General features: G+C 61.1%; 16 protein-coding genes and 1 pseudogene. 10 read left to right on the top strand and 7 right to left on the bottom strand.

Annotated features, from left to right (window positions below; genetic code table 11):
• Window positions 1-69 precede the first annotated feature (69 nt).
• Complete coding sequence (locus ACZ46S_RS17230) at window positions 70-1,776, bottom strand: dihydroxyacetone kinase family protein (protein WP_464062731.1); 1,707 nt, start codon at window positions 1,774-1,776, stop codon at window positions 70-72.
• A gap of 413 nt (window positions 1,777-2,189) precedes the next feature.
• Between ACZ46S_RS17230 and ACZ46S_RS17225 the strand changes: the two genes are divergently transcribed.
• Entirely contained in the window at window positions 2,190-4,436 is a 2,247-nt protein-coding gene (locus ACZ46S_RS17225; protein ID WP_464062730.1) for a TonB-dependent receptor, read from the top strand.
• Between the two features lie 77 nt (window positions 4,437-4,513).
• Complete coding sequence (locus ACZ46S_RS17220) at window positions 4,514-5,230, top strand: TonB family protein (protein WP_464062729.1); 717 nt, start codon at window positions 4,514-4,516, stop codon at window positions 5,228-5,230.
• 153 nt (window positions 5,231-5,383) lie between these two features.
• On the opposite strand, the gene ACZ46S_RS17215 is transcribed toward ACZ46S_RS17220, so the two are convergent.
• A complete protein-coding gene (locus tag ACZ46S_RS17215) occupies window positions 5,384-6,283 on the bottom strand; it encodes a LysR family transcriptional regulator (protein WP_464062728.1) in 900 nt (299 codons plus the stop codon).
• A 124-nt stretch (window positions 6,284-6,407) separates the two neighbouring features.
• Between ACZ46S_RS17215 and ACZ46S_RS17210 the strand changes: the two genes are divergently transcribed.
• The 4 genes from ACZ46S_RS17210 (at window position 6,408) to ACZ46S_RS17195 (ending at window position 10,624) form a co-directional block, all read left to right on the top strand.
• Window positions 6,408-6,839 carry a cupin domain-containing protein gene (locus tag ACZ46S_RS17210; RefSeq protein WP_464062727.1) on the top strand — a complete coding sequence of 144 codons (432 nt, stop codon included), beginning with the start codon at window positions 6,408-6,410 and terminating at the stop codon, window positions 6,837-6,839.
• Window positions 6,840-6,982: 143 nt separating this feature from the next.
• Complete coding sequence (locus ACZ46S_RS17205; protein WP_295738717.1) at window positions 6,983-7,981, top strand: aldo/keto reductase; 999 nt, start codon at window positions 6,983-6,985, stop codon at window positions 7,979-7,981.
• 136 nt (window positions 7,982-8,117) lie between these two features.
• A complete protein-coding gene (locus ACZ46S_RS17200) occupies window positions 8,118-9,176 on the top strand; it encodes an aldo/keto reductase (protein WP_464062726.1) in 1,059 nt (352 codons plus the stop codon).
• 377 nt (window positions 9,177-9,553) lie between these two features.
• Complete coding sequence (locus tag ACZ46S_RS17195; RefSeq protein WP_464062725.1) at window positions 9,554-10,624, top strand: IS630 family transposase; 1,071 nt, start codon at window positions 9,554-9,556, stop codon at window positions 10,622-10,624.
• Window positions 10,625-10,905: 281 nt separating this feature from the next.
• Here the strand turns inward: ACZ46S_RS17195 and ACZ46S_RS17190 are convergent, their stop codons facing one another.
• Entirely contained in the window at window positions 10,906-11,148 is a 243-nt protein-coding gene (locus tag ACZ46S_RS17190) for a TnsA endonuclease N-terminal domain-containing protein (RefSeq protein ID WP_464062724.1), read from the bottom strand.
• A 114-nt stretch (window positions 11,149-11,262) separates the two neighbouring features.
• Between ACZ46S_RS17190 and ACZ46S_RS17185 the strand changes: the two are divergent.
• Window positions 11,263-12,825 (top strand): annotated as a pseudogene (locus ACZ46S_RS17185) (ISL3 family transposase).
• A gap of 191 nt (window positions 12,826-13,016) precedes the next feature.
• Window positions 13,017-13,217, top strand: coding sequence for a hypothetical protein (locus tag ACZ46S_RS17180; protein WP_464062723.1), 201 nt, complete (start codon window positions 13,017-13,019; stop codon window positions 13,215-13,217).
• A gap of 12 nt (window positions 13,218-13,229) precedes the next feature.
• On the opposite strand, the gene ACZ46S_RS17175 is transcribed toward ACZ46S_RS17180, so the two are convergent.
• The 4 genes from ACZ46S_RS17175 to tnpA all read right to left on the bottom strand — a co-directional run bounded on the left by ACZ46S_RS17175 (window position 13,230) and on the right by tnpA (window position 15,984).
• Complete coding sequence (locus ACZ46S_RS17175) at window positions 13,230-13,457, bottom strand: hypothetical protein (RefSeq protein ID WP_464062722.1); 228 nt, start codon at window positions 13,455-13,457, stop codon at window positions 13,230-13,232.
• The gene (tnpC, locus tag ACZ46S_RS17170) at window positions 13,454-15,112 is read right to left on the bottom strand and encodes an IS66 family transposase (protein WP_464062721.1); all 1,659 of its coding nucleotides are present in this window, start codon (window positions 15,110-15,112) and stop codon (window positions 13,454-13,456) included. Before tnpC ends, ACZ46S_RS17175 begins: the two co-directional genes overlap by 4 nt.
• Window positions 15,113-15,181: 69 nt before the next feature.
• Window positions 15,182-15,529, bottom strand: a complete 348-nt coding sequence (gene tnpB, locus ACZ46S_RS17165; RefSeq protein WP_464062720.1) for an IS66 family insertion sequence element accessory protein TnpB — start codon at window positions 15,527-15,529, stop codon at window positions 15,182-15,184.
• Complete coding sequence (gene tnpA / locus ACZ46S_RS17160) at window positions 15,526-15,984, bottom strand: IS66-like element accessory protein TnpA (protein WP_464062719.1); 459 nt, start codon at window positions 15,982-15,984, stop codon at window positions 15,526-15,528. Before tnpA ends, tnpB begins: the two co-directional genes overlap by 4 nt.
• 428 nt (window positions 15,985-16,412) lie before the next feature.
• Here tnpA and ACZ46S_RS17155 point away from each other — a divergent pair, with 428 nt between their 5' ends.
• Together ACZ46S_RS17155 and ACZ46S_RS17150 are read left to right on the top strand one after the other, a co-directional pair.
• Complete coding sequence (locus ACZ46S_RS17155; protein ID WP_464062718.1) at window positions 16,413-16,637, top strand: hypothetical protein; 225 nt, start codon at window positions 16,413-16,415, stop codon at window positions 16,635-16,637.
• Entirely contained in the window at window positions 16,612-17,214 is a 603-nt protein-coding gene (locus ACZ46S_RS17150; protein WP_464062717.1) for a TetR/AcrR family transcriptional regulator, read from the top strand. Before ACZ46S_RS17155 ends, ACZ46S_RS17150 begins: the two co-directional genes overlap by 26 nt.
• Window positions 17,215-17,217: the final 3 nt, after the last annotated feature.

The following is a 17,217-nucleotide window of genomic DNA, read 5'->3' as shown; positions in this document are numbered from 1 at the left end:
CCGGAGACATCCGGCTGCGCGGGTCGATGTTTGAGCGACAAGCCTATCCGATCACACGCTTCCGTCTGATCAGATGCTGCTCTCGTTCAACCGCTTGGCGATCGCCCGCATCCACACCACCACGGCGCTCGCGCCCGCATCTGGAATACCGATCGCCCGCGCGCCGACATAACTGGCCCGGCCCAGGCGCGGGGTCATCTGTGCGGTCGCCGCGGTGCCGGCCTCGGCCGCCTCCAGCGCGGCGCGCCAGGCGCTGGCGCCATCCTTGCCGGCCTCGATCGCCTGGGCAAACGCATCCGCCGCCGGGCGCAGCGCGTCGAACATGGTGCGGTCTCCCGGTTTGGCGCCGCCCAGTTCGCTCACACTGCCAACCGCGATCAGGAAGGCCTGCGCCCAGTCTTGCAAGGCCGGTTCGGCGGCGCCGCCCAAATAGCGCGCGGCGCGCAGCAAGGCGGTGGCGTAGAACGGGCCGGAACTCCCCGCAATCGCCCGGCGCAGCGCGTCACTCATCGCGCTCAGCGCCACACCCGGCGCGGCAAAGGCCGACTCTGGCAATGCCCGCAGCGCCGCCGCGCCGCGTACGAAGCTGATGCCAAGATCGCCGTCGCCAGCGCCGCTATCCAACGCGGTCAGCCGCTCCTCCTCCGCCTCGAACGCGGCGGCGATGGCCAGCACGGCCTCACGCAAGGCCGGCTGGGCGCGGCCGGCTGTGTCCAACGCATGGGCGTCAGGTTCCGACGGCACGGGTACGATCACGCGCGGCGCCACCGCACCGGCGCCCGGCCAGGCGGGGGCGTCCGTCGCGGCATCCAGCGCCTGCAGCAGCTCATCGTCCAGAGCCAGCAGCGAGAGCGAGCAGCCGGGCATTTCCAGCGCCGTCAGCAGATTGCCACTCCAGGCGCGCACAACCTGCAGCCCGCGTTCGCGCAGCAGGGCGAAGGCCTTGCGCGCCACCACGGCCAGCTCCATCGGCGTGGTGCCGCCCAGCCCGTTCACCAGCAGGGCCACATGCGCGCCCGGCTGCAGCCCGGCATCGTCCAGGATGCTGTCCAGAATGGCGGTGACGAACGCATCGGCGGACGCCATCGGGACGCGGCGCACCCCGCGCTCGCCATGGATGCCCAGCCCCAGCTCGGCCTCGCTCTCCTCCAGCGTAAAGCCGGGGCGCCCGGCCGCCGGAACCGTGCACGCCCCCAGCGCCACCCCCATGCTGCCAACCCCATCGGCGGCGGCACGGGCCAGGCTGGCAACCTCGGCCAGCTCCTTGCCCGCAGCGGAGGCCGCCCCGGCGACCTTATGCACCAGCACGGTGCCGGCAATGCCACGCCGGCGGGCCGGCTCCACCGTGTCGCGCAGCGAGACATCATCCGCCACCACCACGATCTCCACCGGCAGCCCCTCGGCGCGGGCGAGCTCCGCCGCCAGACCGAAATTCAGCCGGTCGCCGGTATAATTCTTCACGATCAGCAACGCGCCCTTCGGCCCCGAGACGGCGCGTATCGCCGCCAGCACCGCATCAGCGCTGGGTGAGGTGAACACATCCCCGCACACCGCCGCATGCAGCATGCCGTGCCCGACATAGCCGGCATGGGCCGGCTCATGGCCGCTGCCGCCGCCGGAGATCACCGCGACCTCGTGGCGTTGTAAGAAGCCGGGCAAATCGGCGCGGACGATCACATTCTCGCCCTCGAGCAAGGCCTGGCCGGGATGCAGATCGACCAGCCCTTCCAGCATTTCACGTACCACCGCACGCGGGTCATTGATGAGCTTCTTCATGGGGCTTCCTTTTTGATGGCCGCCTTGTTCTGGCGGTTTGCCGTTAGATGTGACCGAGTTGCGCCGAGATCGAGGCAGCCGCTTCTATCACGAAGGGCCGGCAGGCCTCCAGCCTGATCTCATTAACGCGTTTGGCGGGGCCGCTGACACTGACCGTCTTGAATATATGCCCCCGCCGGGACAGTGATGCCGACCCTCAAGGCCTCCCGCCAGCTGCAGCTGGCTCATCGTCATCCCCTTGCGGGGGAAGGTGACGTTGATCATCGCCATCCTGCTGAGTGAGCGCATTTTCACGACGCGATGAAGGCGAGATGCTCATGGTGCCGATGATTGTCATTAAAACTGCACGCCCCTGTCATTCGCCTGACATGGATGGCCACTAGATACCCCGGCGACTCAACAGGGATATTGAAATGATCAAGTCGCGTCTGCTGCTCGGGACTGCCTGCAGCTTCATTGCCTTCGCCGCCGCCGCGCAGACCGCCACCACTTCAACCTCGATCGAGGCAATCAGCAAAACCGCCGGCGGCACCAGCGCCGCTGCGAAGGCACCCGTGAAAGTGCCGCTTAAATCCACCTATTCCGCCAGCGTGATCTCCAAAAAAACCGTCGAAACCGCATCCCCGGCGGCGACGGCGCAGGATATTCTGAGGCGTGAACCCTCGATCTTTGTGACCAATAACGGCCCGGGCGGCGTCAACCAGCAGGTGACGTTTCGCGCCTTCAATTCCTCGCAATTCTCGGAAACCTATGACGGTGTCGGCCTCAACGACGCCTTCAACGGCGCCGTCACCGCGCAGGCGGATAATAACAACAATACGCTGATCACGACGAACGATTTCGAAAGCGTTCAGCTTTTCCGCGGCATCAATAATCCAGCCAACAATAGTTACGATTCGCTGGGCGGCACCGTCAACTACGTCCCCCGCAAACCAAGCAACGAGGCCAATGCCGAAATCGGCGGCGGTTATGGCTCGTTCGATACCGCCAATTGGCACGCCACCCTGAATACCGGCCTGTATCACGGCGTGAAGCAGATTTTCTCCTTTGCCCGCCAGACCAGCAATGGCTGGACGCAGATGGACAAGAATAGCGGCTCCAATGTCTATTATGGGGTGGACGCGCCGTTGAATGGCGGCAACACCAATCTCTATGGCTCGTTCATCTTCAATCAGAGCGCTGGCCTGGTGAATCAGTATCAGCCGGTGGCGGTGCTGCACCAATATGGCGATAAGTTCCAGCTGCCCAGCTCCGATTATTTCAAGCAGAACAACTCAACCAATTTCGCCGGCATTGCCGGGATCACCCAGCAGGTCACGCCCTATCTGAGCGCCGACCTGAAAGGGTTTTTCTCCACCAATGATTACAACCGCAACTCCTTCTGCAACAAGAGCTTCGCGGCAAGCTATCTGTATCCTGTCAGCGATTGCAGCCATCGCCCCTATCATCTTTACGCTTACACGACACAGACCTTCGGCGTGCAGCCCAGCGCGACGCTGGACCTCCCCTTCAATACCGTCAAGTTTGGTGGCAATCTGACCATCTCGCACCTGCATTCGCGGGAATATTTCTCAGCCACCTCGCCGGTCGTGCCCAATCCGCAACCCGATGGCAGCGGCAATGATTTCTGGAACGAGCATGATTACCGCTCGCTCTTCTCGATCTATGCCCAGGACGAGATCAGCCTGCTCGACGATAAGCTCAAGATCACGCCCGGCGTGAAATATCTCCTGGCCAACACCAAGGACACCGACCAGGCCGCTTATTACTATTCCACGGGCGGCAGCGTCTCCAACACCGAGCATTATCTGGCGCCGACCCTGGGGCTCAGCTACGAATTGCTGCCGGGCCTCGACGCCTACGCCGCCTACGGGCAGAACGTAAAGTTCCCAGAGATAACCGCTTATTATGGAAATATCGATACCGGCGCGAATTTCAACACCATCGTGCAGCCGCATACCTTGCCCGAGTATGTTCAGGATTATGAGGCGGGCCTGCGCTATGAGCGCGGCAGCCTGACCGTGGAAGGCAATTATTATCGCGAGTATTTCACCAATACCTTCCAGACCTACACGGACAGCGCCTCCGGCAATTCCTACACCACCAATGGCGGCAACTCGGTGTTCGAGGGCGAGGAACTGCAGCTGGGTGACGATTTTGGCGGGCTGCGTGGCGTCCCCGGTGATTTCGCCGGCTATCTCAACTATGCCCACAACACCGCGACCTACACGCAAAACTACACCACGAACGGCGCGCTCGAATTCAGCAAGGGCGAGGGGGTGGGCGGCGTGCCGGCCAATCTGATCAGTGCCGGGGTGAACTGGACGAATGGTGGACTCTACGCCGCACTCGACGCCAATTATGTCGGCAGCCAGGAGATTTTCTATGACAGCCACGCGTCGTCCACCGGCGCGGCGAATATCCCTTCCGGTACCCGCGCGGGCGGCTATGTCCTTACCAACCTTACCCTGCGCGACAGCCTGCCCGTTCATGCGGGGCTGATGAAGGCGCTGGTGCTGTCATTGCATATCGATAACCTGTTCGGCGTGCGCTATTATGCGCAGTCGCAGATCAACCAGGACGCCAACGGCAATTATTATAAGGAAGCCATCATGGGTGCGCCTCGCGCGGTCTATGGTGACGTCACGGTCAAGTTCTGAAGCGCCGGCTGCGGCGCGCCTGGCTGTAATCATCCCGTCCAGGCGCGCTTTGCGATGAAAAGGATAATCGAACGATTTTGAAGGACCAAGCTTTCATCGGCGTGCCTGGGCCGGACCGGTTTGGCCGCGCCCTGCTGATCAGCTTCCTGCTGGAAGCCCTGGCCATCGGCGGTTTCGTGGTGGTGCCGCCGGCAGCAAAGCCGGTGGCGCCGGTGGTGGTGCGGGTGAAGATCGATGCGCCCGCGGCGCCCAAGCCGGTGGTGCAGCCGCCGCCGCCGAAACCGGCTCCGCCCCCGCCGCCAATGCCTCCGCCGCCGGTCCCGGTGCCCGCCCAGGTGCCCGCCCAGGTGCCCCCGCCGCCGGCGCCCCATCCCAGCCATCGGGAGATCCGGCACGTTGCGCATATTCCGCCGCCTGCCCGGCCTGTAGCCCCCATGCCAACGCCGCCCGCTCCGCCCACCCCTTCCCCCGCCGCGCCAGCTCCCGCGCCGATCGCCTCACCCACGGTGATGGCGCGATATGCCAGCGAGGTCCGCGCTGACGTGCTCGCACAGCTTACGGTGCCGCAAATACTGATCGATGCCGGATTGTCAGGCGATTGTGTGCTGGAATTCACGGTGGCGCCGGACGGCACCCTGCTCTCTGCCAGCCTGCTGACCAAGAGTGGCCTGAGCGCCGTCAATCAGGCGGCGCTGGCGGCGCTGCGCGCCGCTCGCTTGCCGGCTTTCCTGCCGGGCATGCCGGCCGGGCCACACCGCTTCATCTTGCCCGTTCACGTCGCCGGAAACAGCTAGCACCGCAGCTGTGATTTTTCTCTTTGGCGTGCGTTTAGGTTGACCCGCCAGCGTTACCCTAAACGCATGAAATTGCTCGCCAAAACAGGAGTACAGCGAGGGGGTGTAAACCCATCTCGCTCTATGGAATTGACGGCGTCGCTTGGCACCGTCCTATACTCCTTCACGCGCACGGATCATTTCCATAAGCGGCCTCAACCCGGGTTCATTCTGCCGCCTGCTGGCGAAATAGGCGTAGAATCCTGGGCCCGTGGAAGCCCATTCCGGCAGCACAATCTCCAGCGCGCCGCGTTCGATCTCCTCCTTCACCCGCCGTTCCAGCACATATGCCAAACCAAGCCCATCAATGGCAGCCGCGATGGTCGTCTCGGTATTATTGACTTGCAGGGGACCGGCCACATCCAACCGGAGCTGACGCTCGCCATCGCCCAATTCCCATTTATAGGCCGTATTATTTCCCAGCCGAACGCCGATGCATGGCAGCCGCGCCAGCGCCTGCGGCGTTTCAGGCCGCCCATGCCTGGACAGAAAGCCTGGCGCGCCCACCACCACCCAGCGCAGCGGGCGGGTTAGCGGTACGGCCACCATATCCTGCGGCACGGTACCGCCATAACGTATGCCGGCGTCGAATCCCTCGGCGATGATATCAACGGGCCTGTCCTCCACGCTCAGGATGAGTGCCACTTGCGGATAATACGCGGCGAATTCCGCCAGCACGGGCGAGAGGAGCAGCCGCGCGGCGTCCAGCGGCACATTGACACGCAACTGCCCTGAGGGATTCTGGCGGTAGCTCTCTATGCCCGAAAGCGCCGCGCCGATCAGGTCGAACCCCTGCTCCAAGCGTTGCGCGAGCTGCTCCCCCGGCGCCGTGGGCATGACCGTGCGGCTGGTGCGGTGCAGAAGCCGCACCCCCATCCTCATCTCCAGTTTGCGCATCGCGTGGCTGAGCGCGGAGGTGGTCACCCCAAGCTCTATGGCCGCGCGCTTGAAGCTGCGATGCCGCACGATGGTGGCGAAGATTTGCAAATCGGGCAGGTCGAAGCGGTTCAACATGGCGTTTCCAAAGTTGAATTGAGATCAAACCTGGCTTGAGTCAATCTCAACCCCTTCACATAGCGCAAAGGGCCCAGCCCCCCTATGAAAAACGGTCCCACGCCAAAATACAGAGGAACACGACATGCAGACCACCGGCTATCATTTCTTCGATCTGGCTGAAATCAAATCCCGCTTTCCCGCCACGGCGGAATCGATGATCATGGATGCCTACCTCTCAGACCACGCCTGCGCCAGCGCCCGGCTTTTCCGGCTCTATCATCCGCTGCCACGCCATTATCATCTCACCTGCGATGAGCATCTTCTGCTGCTGGATGGCGAGGTGGAGTTCGTTATCGCCGATGAGGCGCCGAAGCGGTTGCGCGCGGGCCAGATGGTAACCTTCCTGCGCGAGACGGTGCATGCCATCATGCCCGTTCCCGGCGCTCAGGCGACTTTCCTTGCCGTCGATACCCCCCGCCGCTTTCCGCAAGATGTGCATTTCGTCGATCCGCTGCCCGCCCCCGCCCGGGCCTTCGTCACTCATCTCGCGGATTACGACGCGCGGTCTGGCTGACACCCGACCATTCAACGCCTCGTTGAACCGGGTTCAACCAAACCCGGTGGAAGATCCTGCATGGGGGGCTATCTTCTGGGCTGGGCCCCATCGCAGCGCCGGTGGTGTCAGAGCGCCCGGACTGAATCTGACAGGAGTGAAACATGGAAACCATCACCATCGGCAAGAGTGCCGTCGTCACCTCGCGTATCGGGCTCGGCACCTGGGCCATCGGCGGCTGGATGTGGGGCGGCACGGATGAGGCGGAGTCCATCGCCACCATCCAGAGCGCCGTGGCGCGCGGGATCACCTTGATCGACACGGCGCCGGTCTATGGCTTCGGCCGGTCGGAGGAGATTGTCGGCAAGGCCATTGCGGAGGGCGGGCTGCGGGACAAGGTGCAGATCGCCACGAAGCTCGGCTTGGCCTGGAAGGATGGCAAAGTGTTCCGCGATGGGCGCCGGGCGCGTATCCGCCAGGAAATAGAGGACTCCCTGCGCCGCCTGCGCACCGACCGGATCGACCTCTACCAGGTGCATTGGCCGGACCTGGAAACGCCGCTTGAGGAAACCGCCGAAACGCTGGAGACATTGCGCCGCGAGGGCAAGATCTTGTCCATCGGCGTCAGCAATTTCTCGCCCGCGCAGATGGACGCGTTCCGTACCGCCGCACAGCTCGACGCGATGCAGCCCCCCTATAATCTGTTCGAGCGTGGGATTGAGGCGGCTGAATTGCCATATGCCGCCAATACCGGCCTGACCGTGCTAAGCTATGGCGCGCTGTGCCGCGGCCTGCTGAGCGGGCGGATGAAAGCGGATACCGTTTTCGAAGGCGACGATCTGCGCCGTAACGACCCGAAATTCAATGGTGAGCGGTTCGGGCAATATCTCCAAGCGGTGGAGGAGCTCCGTGAACTGGCGCAAAGGCGTTACGGCAAATCCGTGCTGGCGCTGGCGCTGCGCTGGGTGCTGGACCAGGGGCCGACCATCGCGCTCTGGGGCGCGCGCAACCCTGGCCAACTCGCCCCCGTGAACGATGCCATGGGCTGGACACTGGATGCCGAAGGCAAGACGGAGATCGAAGCCATTCTCGCGCGCTGCATCAAGGCTCCGGTGGGCCCGGAATTCATGGCCCCGCCGCGCAAGCGTCCGGAACTGGTTTAGGGCATCAAGCTTTCAGTGTAATGCTCCAACTTTTATTTTGGTGAGCTAGTTCATTTGTTTATCTCGACGCTACCGCGTTAAGATAAACACATATTGCTCTCAGCGCCGCCATTCATTCAGTTCGAGGAGAGGTAAGATGGAATATCGCTTGCTGGGCAATTCCGGCCTGAAAGTTTCAACGCTCATTCTGGGGACCATGACCTTCGGCGGCCAAGGCAATTTCTCCAAGGTCGGAAATGCCGGCCTCGATCAGGCGCGTCGCCAAATTGACATGAGCCTGGAGGCCGGGGTGAACATGCTGGACACGGCCGACATCTACTCCAACGGCGTCTCGGAGGAGATCATCGGCCAAGCCATCGCCGGGCGCCGCAACAGGTTGCTGCTCGCCACCAAAGCGCGGTTTCCGATGCGTGAGAAGGGACCGAATGACCGTGGCCTTTCCCGCCAGCATCTCATCCGCGCCTGCGAGGACAGTCTGAAGCGGCTGAAGACCGACCATATCGACCTCTATTGGTGCCATGAATGGGACGGGCAGACGCCGGTGGAAGAGATATTGCGCGCGCTGGACGATCTGACTCGTGCAGGCAAGATCGGCTATGTCGGCGTGTCCAATTTCTCCGGCTGGCATGTGATGAAGATGCTGGGCGCCGCGAAGACGGAGGGGCTGGTACGGCCGATCGCGCAACAGATTTATTACAGCCTGCAAGCGCGCGATGCGGAATATGAGCTGCTGCCGATCGCGGTGGACCAGGGGGTGGGCGCGATCATCTGGTCACCTCTCGCCGGCGGGCTGCTCTCGGGCAAATATCGCCGCGGCAAGCCGGAGCCAGAAGGCACACGCCGTGCCGCGCAATGGCAGGAGCCGCCCGTGCGCGATGTTGAGGCGCTGTACGACATCATTGAGAAACTCGTGGAGATTGCCGCGAAGCGGGGCGTGACTTCGGCGCAGGTGGCCTTGGCTTGGCTACTGACGCGCCCTGGTGTCTCGAGTGTGATCGTCGGGGCCCGCACCGAGGCGCAGCTGGAGGATAATCTTCAAGCCGCCACGTTGGTTCTGGAACCGGACGAGATCGCGGCGCTGGAGGCCGTCAGTCGGCCGCCATTGCTCTATCCGTACTGGCATCAGAAGGCCACCGCGTCCGACCGGCTTTCACCGGCGGATCTGGTGCTGATCGGCCCGCATCTGGACGCATAGATTCGAAATGAAAGGCTAGCATCCGGTGCGCATCCCCGCGGGCTGCACGAGACGATTATTCCTGTCGCCCGCGGCCATTCCCGGTTCAGGCTGTCCTTCCTTTGGAGAGCTCGTCACTGGATTCAGTCAGGCCTGCGGGACTCATCACTCAGGTTGGTTGCGAAAAATGCGCGCGATCGAGCCTGAGGCCGAGCTGGCCCACGTAATCGCCAATTAACTGAATTAACCAATAAGTTGGATAAGGCGGCCCAGAGCTCTTGAGGTCCGGTTTTGACGATCACGCGGCGCCCGCTCCGGGTTCAGTCTTGTGGTCGAGAACATCCAGTGTCATGATCGATAAGTATCTATGATTATGCTGGATGGAAAGGGCATGATCAATGGGCAAGGTCGCGGTAGCAATTGAACTTGATGAGGGGGAGCGCACGGAACTTGAGCGGCTGAAGCGAGGGCGCAAGGTCTGGGCTGGGTTGTCTCGCCGCGCGAGTATTGTTCTTCTGGCTGCCGATGGTTTGCAAAATAAGGAGATAGCAGCGCGGCTTGGCTGCACCCAGATGACGGTCTCGGTCTGGCGCAAACGCTTTGCCACCGATCGGCTTGATGGATTGTATGATGAACCCCGTCCCGGCGCGCCGCGCAAGATTGGTGACGAAGCAATCGCAGACACGATCCGTTTGACGCTGGAAACGCTGCCCGAAGGTGCCACGCATTGGTCGCTGAGATCGATGGCACGCAGAACCAACTATGCCCCCTCGACGATCCACCGCATCTGGCAGGCGTTTTCGCTGAAACCTCATCGTACCGAGACCTTCAAGCTCTCCACCGATCCGCTGTTTGTTGACAAGGTGCGCGATATCGTCGGGCTGTACATGGCGCCGCCCGAACGTGCCATGGTTCTATGCGTTGATGAAAAGTCGCAGATACAGGCACTTGATCGCACTCAACCGCTGCTGCCGATGCGCCCCGGCCAGATCGAACGGCGCAGCCATGACTATACGCGCCATGGCACGACATCGTTGTTCGCAGCACTCAATATCGCAACCGGCAAGATCATCGGCAAATGCTATCCCAGGCACCGCTCTACAGAATTCAGAAAGTTCCTTGACCGTGTCGAAGATGCCGTACCGAGCGATCTCGACATCCACATCGTCATGGACAATTATGCCACGCACAAGACCCAGGTTATCCGTGATTGGTTTGCCAAACGCTCGCGCTGGCATGTGCATTTCACCCCGACCAGCGCCTCGTGGATCAACCAGGTCGAGCGGTTCTTCGCAATGCTGACCGAAAAGCAGATCCAGCGCGGTGTCCATCGTTCAACCACGGAACTCGAAACCGCCATCCACACCTTCATCGATGCTCGAAACAACGATGCAAAGCCGTTCAAATGGACCAAATCCGCCGATGACATACTCGCGTCTATCAGGCGTTTTTGCCTCGCCACCAAATAAATCACGGAAACTTCAGAATCAGGACACTAGATGCGTCGTCATTTACTTGACTTCGCCTACGCTAGACACAAGAGATGTTGATGGCGTCAGAGCGCAAGATTCGTCATAGGTGAGCACGCCGCCTGCAATCAGCGCCACAAGTTGGAGCCACAGGTTGGGGAGGGATGGCAGGAGGTCAACGCACCTAATTTTGCATTGTGTTTGAAGGGTGGCATAGATTGCTGCCTTTGCTTCGTCAGTTACGGGATAGCGAGAATAGCGGTGGCATAGGCGGGCGTTATTTAGACGGGGTTGCTTGCGAATCTCCGTTTCTCTGACGATGTGTAGGGCCATTCCGTGCCTTTGGAGCAAACAATGGAGCGCCGGCAGTCGATCTCGTTTGGCCGAATTCGATCAGGTTTAACCTCAACGAAGTATTCAATATTATTGCGGCAAATGACCCGAAAATCTGGAGTATAGATGTGGGCCTTGGCTCCATCCAGTCGATATCTGATTTGTATTGGTTGAGAGTCGAAATGGACCACGCGGTGTTGATTTCCACTGAGAAGTGACCCGGGAATTCCACTGAGAATTGGCTCTGCCTCACTTTTGCTGTTGTTTAGCGGTATGCTTTGGCCGCGTCATTGGGAGTATCTGCCGTGCACGGTCGATTTCAGCGCGCAAACCTCGCACCAGAAGGCTTCATTGTTGTTTCAGTACAGAACGTCGGCGAGGGTGTCGAAATCCTGCTGCGCTCACGGGATGGCTCTGGGGCTTGTCCCGATTGCGGGCGGCAAGTCACCGGGTTCAGAGCAGATATATCCGGCGACCATTGGACCTTCCTCTGGGTGGCCGCCGAGCCTTTCTTGCGATCATGGCGCGCCGGTTCTGGTGTGACACGGCTGTTTGCAGGCGACGTATCTTCTGTGAGCAGTTCGATCATAGCATTCTGTCTCGTTATGCTCGACGCACTCAGCGGCTTGAAACAATTGTCCATCATCTCGGACTGGCGTTGGGTGGCAGACCGGGGGCGGCTTTCGCCACTCGGCTCATGATGCCGGTTAGCAAGGATACCTTGTTGCGCGTGGTGCGCCGACGTGCGGTTGATCAGACTGATGAGCTTCATGTCATCGGCATCGATGACTTCGCTTTCCGGCGGGGCCAGCGCTATGGGACGATCATTTGCGATCTGGAGCGCCGGAAGCCTGTTACCCTATTGCCGGACCGAGCGCTGGAGACGTCTCGAGCCTGGCTTGCCAAACGCCCTTCGATATCGATTGTTGCCCGTGACCGGGGCGGCGGATATGGCGAGGCGATTGCAAAAGGGCTGCCTGAAGCCCGGCAGGTTGCCGATCGTTGGCATCTCATGGAGAATTCGAGCCGAGCGTTTCTGGACGCAGTCAGCAAGTCCATGCGGCAGATCAGGCAGTCGGTTGGCAGCAACGATATCGATCCCAAGCTTCTCACCTATGCCGAGAAGCTGCAATACGAAGGCTACCGGCGTCGGCACGAAACGAATGAAGCTATCTTGAAGCTGGCGAACGACGGGGCCTCCATCAGGCAAATTGTCCGGCAAACAGGTCATAGCCGAAAGCTCGTTCGCGACGTTTTGCGTGGACAGCGACTGGACGTTTTCCGTACCCGGCCAAGCTCTCTGGACAGCTGGTTGCCGTGGTTGAACAGCAGATGGGAAAGCGGCGCCCGCAATGCTTTGGCGCTCTGGCGTGAGATGCGCGAAGAAGGCTTTGCCGGTCAGAGCGGTGTCGTCTCGCAATGGGCACAGCGCCGGCGCCTCGCTGAAAAGGCCAATCAAAGCGGATTTGCACGCACGCCCTCAGCCAAGGTCATTGCCCGCCTGATGATTTCGGCACGGGATGGGCTTGCTAAATCCGAAGCGATCCTGGTGGCAGTCATCGAGGCAAGCGTCCCTGAATTGGTCGCGGCGCGCAAAGCAATTGGGGACTTTCAATCCATGATCCGCTCAAAGTCAGCGGCAAAGCTCGATGACTGGCTTGCGATCGCAAAAGGCAGCCTCATCGGGTCATTCGCCAATGGCGTCGAAAAGGACCAGGCGGCTGTCAGCAACGCAATCGTCTCGCCATGGTCGAACGGACAGACCGGGGGGGGGGGGAAGACAGATCACGCGCCTTAAGCTTATCAAGCGACAAATGTATGGGCGTGCGAAACTTGACCTGCTTCAGGCGCGCGTTGTCGGCGCATGAGCATCGCCAGCAGCAAAAGTGAGTCAGAGCCACTTCTCAGTGGAAATCAACACCCTATCCGGCGAACCATTGAATACCCCTTGGATGCCGCAATGGGCGGGGTGCCTGACGATAGGCGGTGAGATGGCAATCCCTCAGAGTGTTCGTGGAATTGGACTGGGCCGCGAACCCCGCCGGAGCACATGCGCAGCATGACAACGCAGTTGAACAAGATTTACACGATCAAAACCATCGCGCTCGTTGCCAAAGAGATGGGGGAGGATGAGGAGTGGTTGAACGAAATAATCGATGCAGGGCAGGCGGCTGAACGGCCAATTGTCCAGCTGTATGGTTCGGCCATGGAGATATTTGGCTTTGCCTCAATCAGGGTCTATTGCGTACGCATCCGGTGAATGACGCGGGCCTTAGCTTTTCGGTTTCCGGCGTTCTCTGATGATGTCTTCCAGGTTTTCGATGCCGAAGTCAGAGAATGCTGCGATGCCTTCGCCCTCTGGTCCATAGACCCAGATCAGCCCGTCTTCCGGTTCCATTTCATCGATGATTTGGTTTAGCCACTCCTCGTCCTCTCCGATCTCCTGGGCGACGAGAGCGATGGTCTTGATCGCGTAAATTTTGTTCAGTTGTGTTGTCATGCTGCGCAAGGCTCCGCTGAGGCTTGTGGCCCGGTCCAATTCCAGGGCATCAATTCGTCGAGCCTGTGCGCTGGATGACTGGCGATACGGGCGAGGATATCGGCGAGCCATGCCTGCGGGTCGACGCCGTTCATTTTTGCCGTGGTGATCAGGCTGTACATTGCGGCGGCCCGCTGCCCACCGCGATCGGAACCGGCGAACAGCCAGTTGCGGCGCCCCAGAGCCAAGCTGCGGATGGCCCGTTCCGCCGCGTTGTTGCTCAGGCAAATCCGCCCATCATGCAGGAAGCGGGAGAAGGATGCCCAGCGGGTGAGCATGTAATCCATCGCCTTGGCAACATCGTTATGGCGCGAGAGTTTAGCGCGCTCGATGCGCAGCCAGGTCTCAAGATCAGCAACCAGCACAGCGCTGAATTCCTGACGCACGGCCAACCGTTCAACGGGCGGTTTGCCGTTGATCGCCCGCTCGATTTCGAACAAAGCATCGATCCGCTGCACCGCGGCCAGCGCCATCGGTGCGATGAAGGCCGGCATGCGGCCCTGCGCCTTGCGCTTGGCGTTCTTCGCGATATCGGCCAGTTCGAAGAATTTCCGGCGCGCGTGCGACCAGCAGGCAGCCTCGATGATGGGCCCGGGCGAGCGGCCGACTTCGTAAAGCTTGTTGTAGCCGCCGTAGGCATCTGCCTGGAGGATACCGCTGTACCGGGCCAGATGGGTCTGTGGATGAATGCCCGCCCGGTCGCGCGAGTAGTAAAATACCGCACAGGGCGGTCCAACGCCACCGAACGGCCGGTCATCACGGACATAGACCCAAGCGCGCGCAATATCGGTCTGGCCCCTTGTCAGCACCGGCACGGTGGTATCATCGCCATGCACGCGCGCGGCCGCGAACACGGTGGCTTCCATGTGCCGGAACACCGGCGCCAGCGCGACACAGGCGGCTCCGACCAGATCGGCCAGGGTCGAGACGCTGAGGGGCACGCCTTCGCGGGCAAATCGTTCGGACTGGCGGTTGAGCGGCTGGTGCTGGCCGAATTTCTCATACGCGATCATCGCCAGCAGGCTGGGGCCGGCGAAGGCGCGCGGGATGACATGGAACGGTGCCGGATTCTGGCTGCTCGTCTCGCAATCGCGGCAGGTGAATTTCTCCCGCACATATTGCAGCACCTTGTGCTGGCGCGGTGTGCTCTCCAGCGTCTCGGTCACCGTCTCGCCAAGCTTGGCAAGCCGCTTGCCGCCGCAGCATGCGCAGGCACCGGGCCCCGGCAGAACGATCCGCTCACGCGGCAGATGCTCGGGGAAGGGCTGGCGGGATGGACGCTTGCGTGTGACACCGGCGGCAGAGGTGGTGCTGCCCTTTGCCGCTGCCTGCTCGGCCCTCAGCTCGTCCTCGGTGGCCGTGGCTTCGAGATCCTCAAGCTCAAATTCCATCTGGTCGAGCAGGCGTGCCGTACGTTCCGCCCGCGGGCCATAGATGGTGCGCTTGAGCTTCTCAATTTGAAGCTTCAGATGCGCGATATAGGCCGCGATATCCGACCGCTCAGCCTGGGCCGCGGCGGCATCCGCCCGGGCAACATCAAGTGCCGCCAGCGCCGAGCGGGCAATCTCTTTCAGGGCCTCAATGTCATCGGGCAGTGCGGCGGGAGCGACATCCATATCCTGATAGAATCACAAACCCGCAGCGTCATGCTACAGAATTCAGCGCTCCAGCGACACAAATTCCAGCTATCCAGCAGCTTGTGGACGCCAGCTTTGCTGCGGATTGCGCCAATCGATGCCTTCAAGAAGATAACCCATCTGTCCGGGGGAAAGTGCCACGACACCGTCGACGGTGTGCGGCCAGATGAACTTTCCGCGGTCCAGCCGCTTGGCATACAGTGACAGGCCAATACCGTCATGCCAGAGCGCCTTGAGAAGGGATCCGCTGCGACCGCGGAAGAGGTAAACGTCGCCAGCGAACGGATCACGCCCAAGCCCTTCCTGCACCTGTAGTGCCAGCCCGCGCATGCCACGGCGCATATCGGTATGGCCAGACGCCAGCCACACCCGCGCCCCGGAGGCCACCGGAATCATCCGCGCAGCACCGCCATCACTTGGCGCAGCGCGCCCGCTCCGACTTGGTCATCGACCCGCACGCATGTCCCATCCGGCAGGATGATCTCGATCCGGCTCGTGCCAAATTCCGCCGCTCGAGCCGCCGGCGCCGCACATGGCGCGGGCGCGTTCATCGGCTTATCGGCGGATTTTTCTTGGCGCTCGGCGCTCCCCTCGCTTTCCAGCACCCTTATCGGCAGAAATTCGGGCACAACCGGCGCAGGGGCCAATTCACCGCTGCGAACCTGATGCCGCCATGTCCAGAGCTGACCACGAGAAACATCGTGACGCCGGGCCACATGGGCAAACACCGCTCCAGATGCCTCAGCCTCAGCGACAATCCGAAGCTTCTCCTCCAACCGCCAGCGACGCCGGCGCTCAACCCCAGATAAAATCTCCATCCCAAACCGTCCCATGCTCATAATGACGCTCATACAAGCGCCGTTATGAGCGCTCCCTACGAAGCTGCGGCAGGCGGTTTAGACCGGATGGATACTCTATTGCGGTAATTCAGAGTCTTTGAAAGGGGCCAAGAAAGGGGCCAAAATCAGTTAATTTTGGTGCAAAAAAAATCGATTGATAACTTATCTTGTAGATAAGTCTTTGTTATTGTTTGGTTTGAAGAGTTGGCGGCCACGTGTTCATCGTAGGTTCAATTTTGTTCGGTATAAGTGGTTTCCAGGTCCCGCAACCAAGTATCTAAAAAATATCAAATAGATAAAGCGCCGCAAGGCGGCTTTTTGCTGTCCGCTGCACTAGGGCAGTCTTAGGGTAATTTAACTCGGATTCCCAAACCTGATGGCCTATGGTCGTGGTCTGCCAATGATCCTCAACCGGAGCGCGTTATGCGCAAGGGGGTGTCATGCCGACCGTCGAGCTGTTGGGTGGAAAGGTTCAGATTTATCAGCGCGGCAATAGCCGCTTCTGGCAGGCGCGGGCGTCTGTCGGCGGTAAACAGCGCCAGTTCAGTACCAAGCAAGAGGGCCAGGAGCTGGCCGCCAAGGCGGCAGCAGCCCATCAGCCTCTTGTTATAAAACGATCGATCTATTATTATCTGACCGATGGCACGCCCCCGTACACTCGATGATGATGCCCTGCTTGACCGCGCCCGTGACGTATTCTGGCGTCAAGGCTACGCCGCCACCTCCCTGCGGGATCTGACGAACGCCACCAAATTATCCACGGCAGCACTTTATAACCGCTTCGGTGATAAGTCTGGATTGTTTCGTGAAGTCTTGCGCCGCTATGCCGATACCGGGCTAAGCGGTCAGCTCTTGCCGGGCTTGGCCGCCTTGCCCGACCCCCGTGACGCCATCGCCGGGTTGTTCGCGGCGCTGATCGCCCTCTCATGCTCGACCGAAACCCCGTCTGGCTGTCTGCTCATCAACACCGCGCTGGACGGTGCGGCGGACGCCGCCACACGCGGCTTGGTTCGCGAACGGCTCGGCGAGGTGGAAGCCTTCCTGCGCGCCCAGATTGAGCGTGCCAAGGTGGCCGGGCTGCTGCCGCCGGGCACCGAGCCCAGCCGCGCGGCCGAAGGACTGTTTGGCGCCGTGCTGGCGTTGCGTGTTCTCGCCCGGCTGGACCCTGACCCGGTGCGTCTGCACCGGCTGGTTGAGGCCAACCTGGCCCCGCTCGGACTAACCCTGAAACCAGGAGCCTGATGC

It is taken from the genome of Acidocella aluminiidurans (genome assembly GCF_055383125.1).
This window is presented reverse-complemented; position numbering and strand designations above follow the sequence as displayed.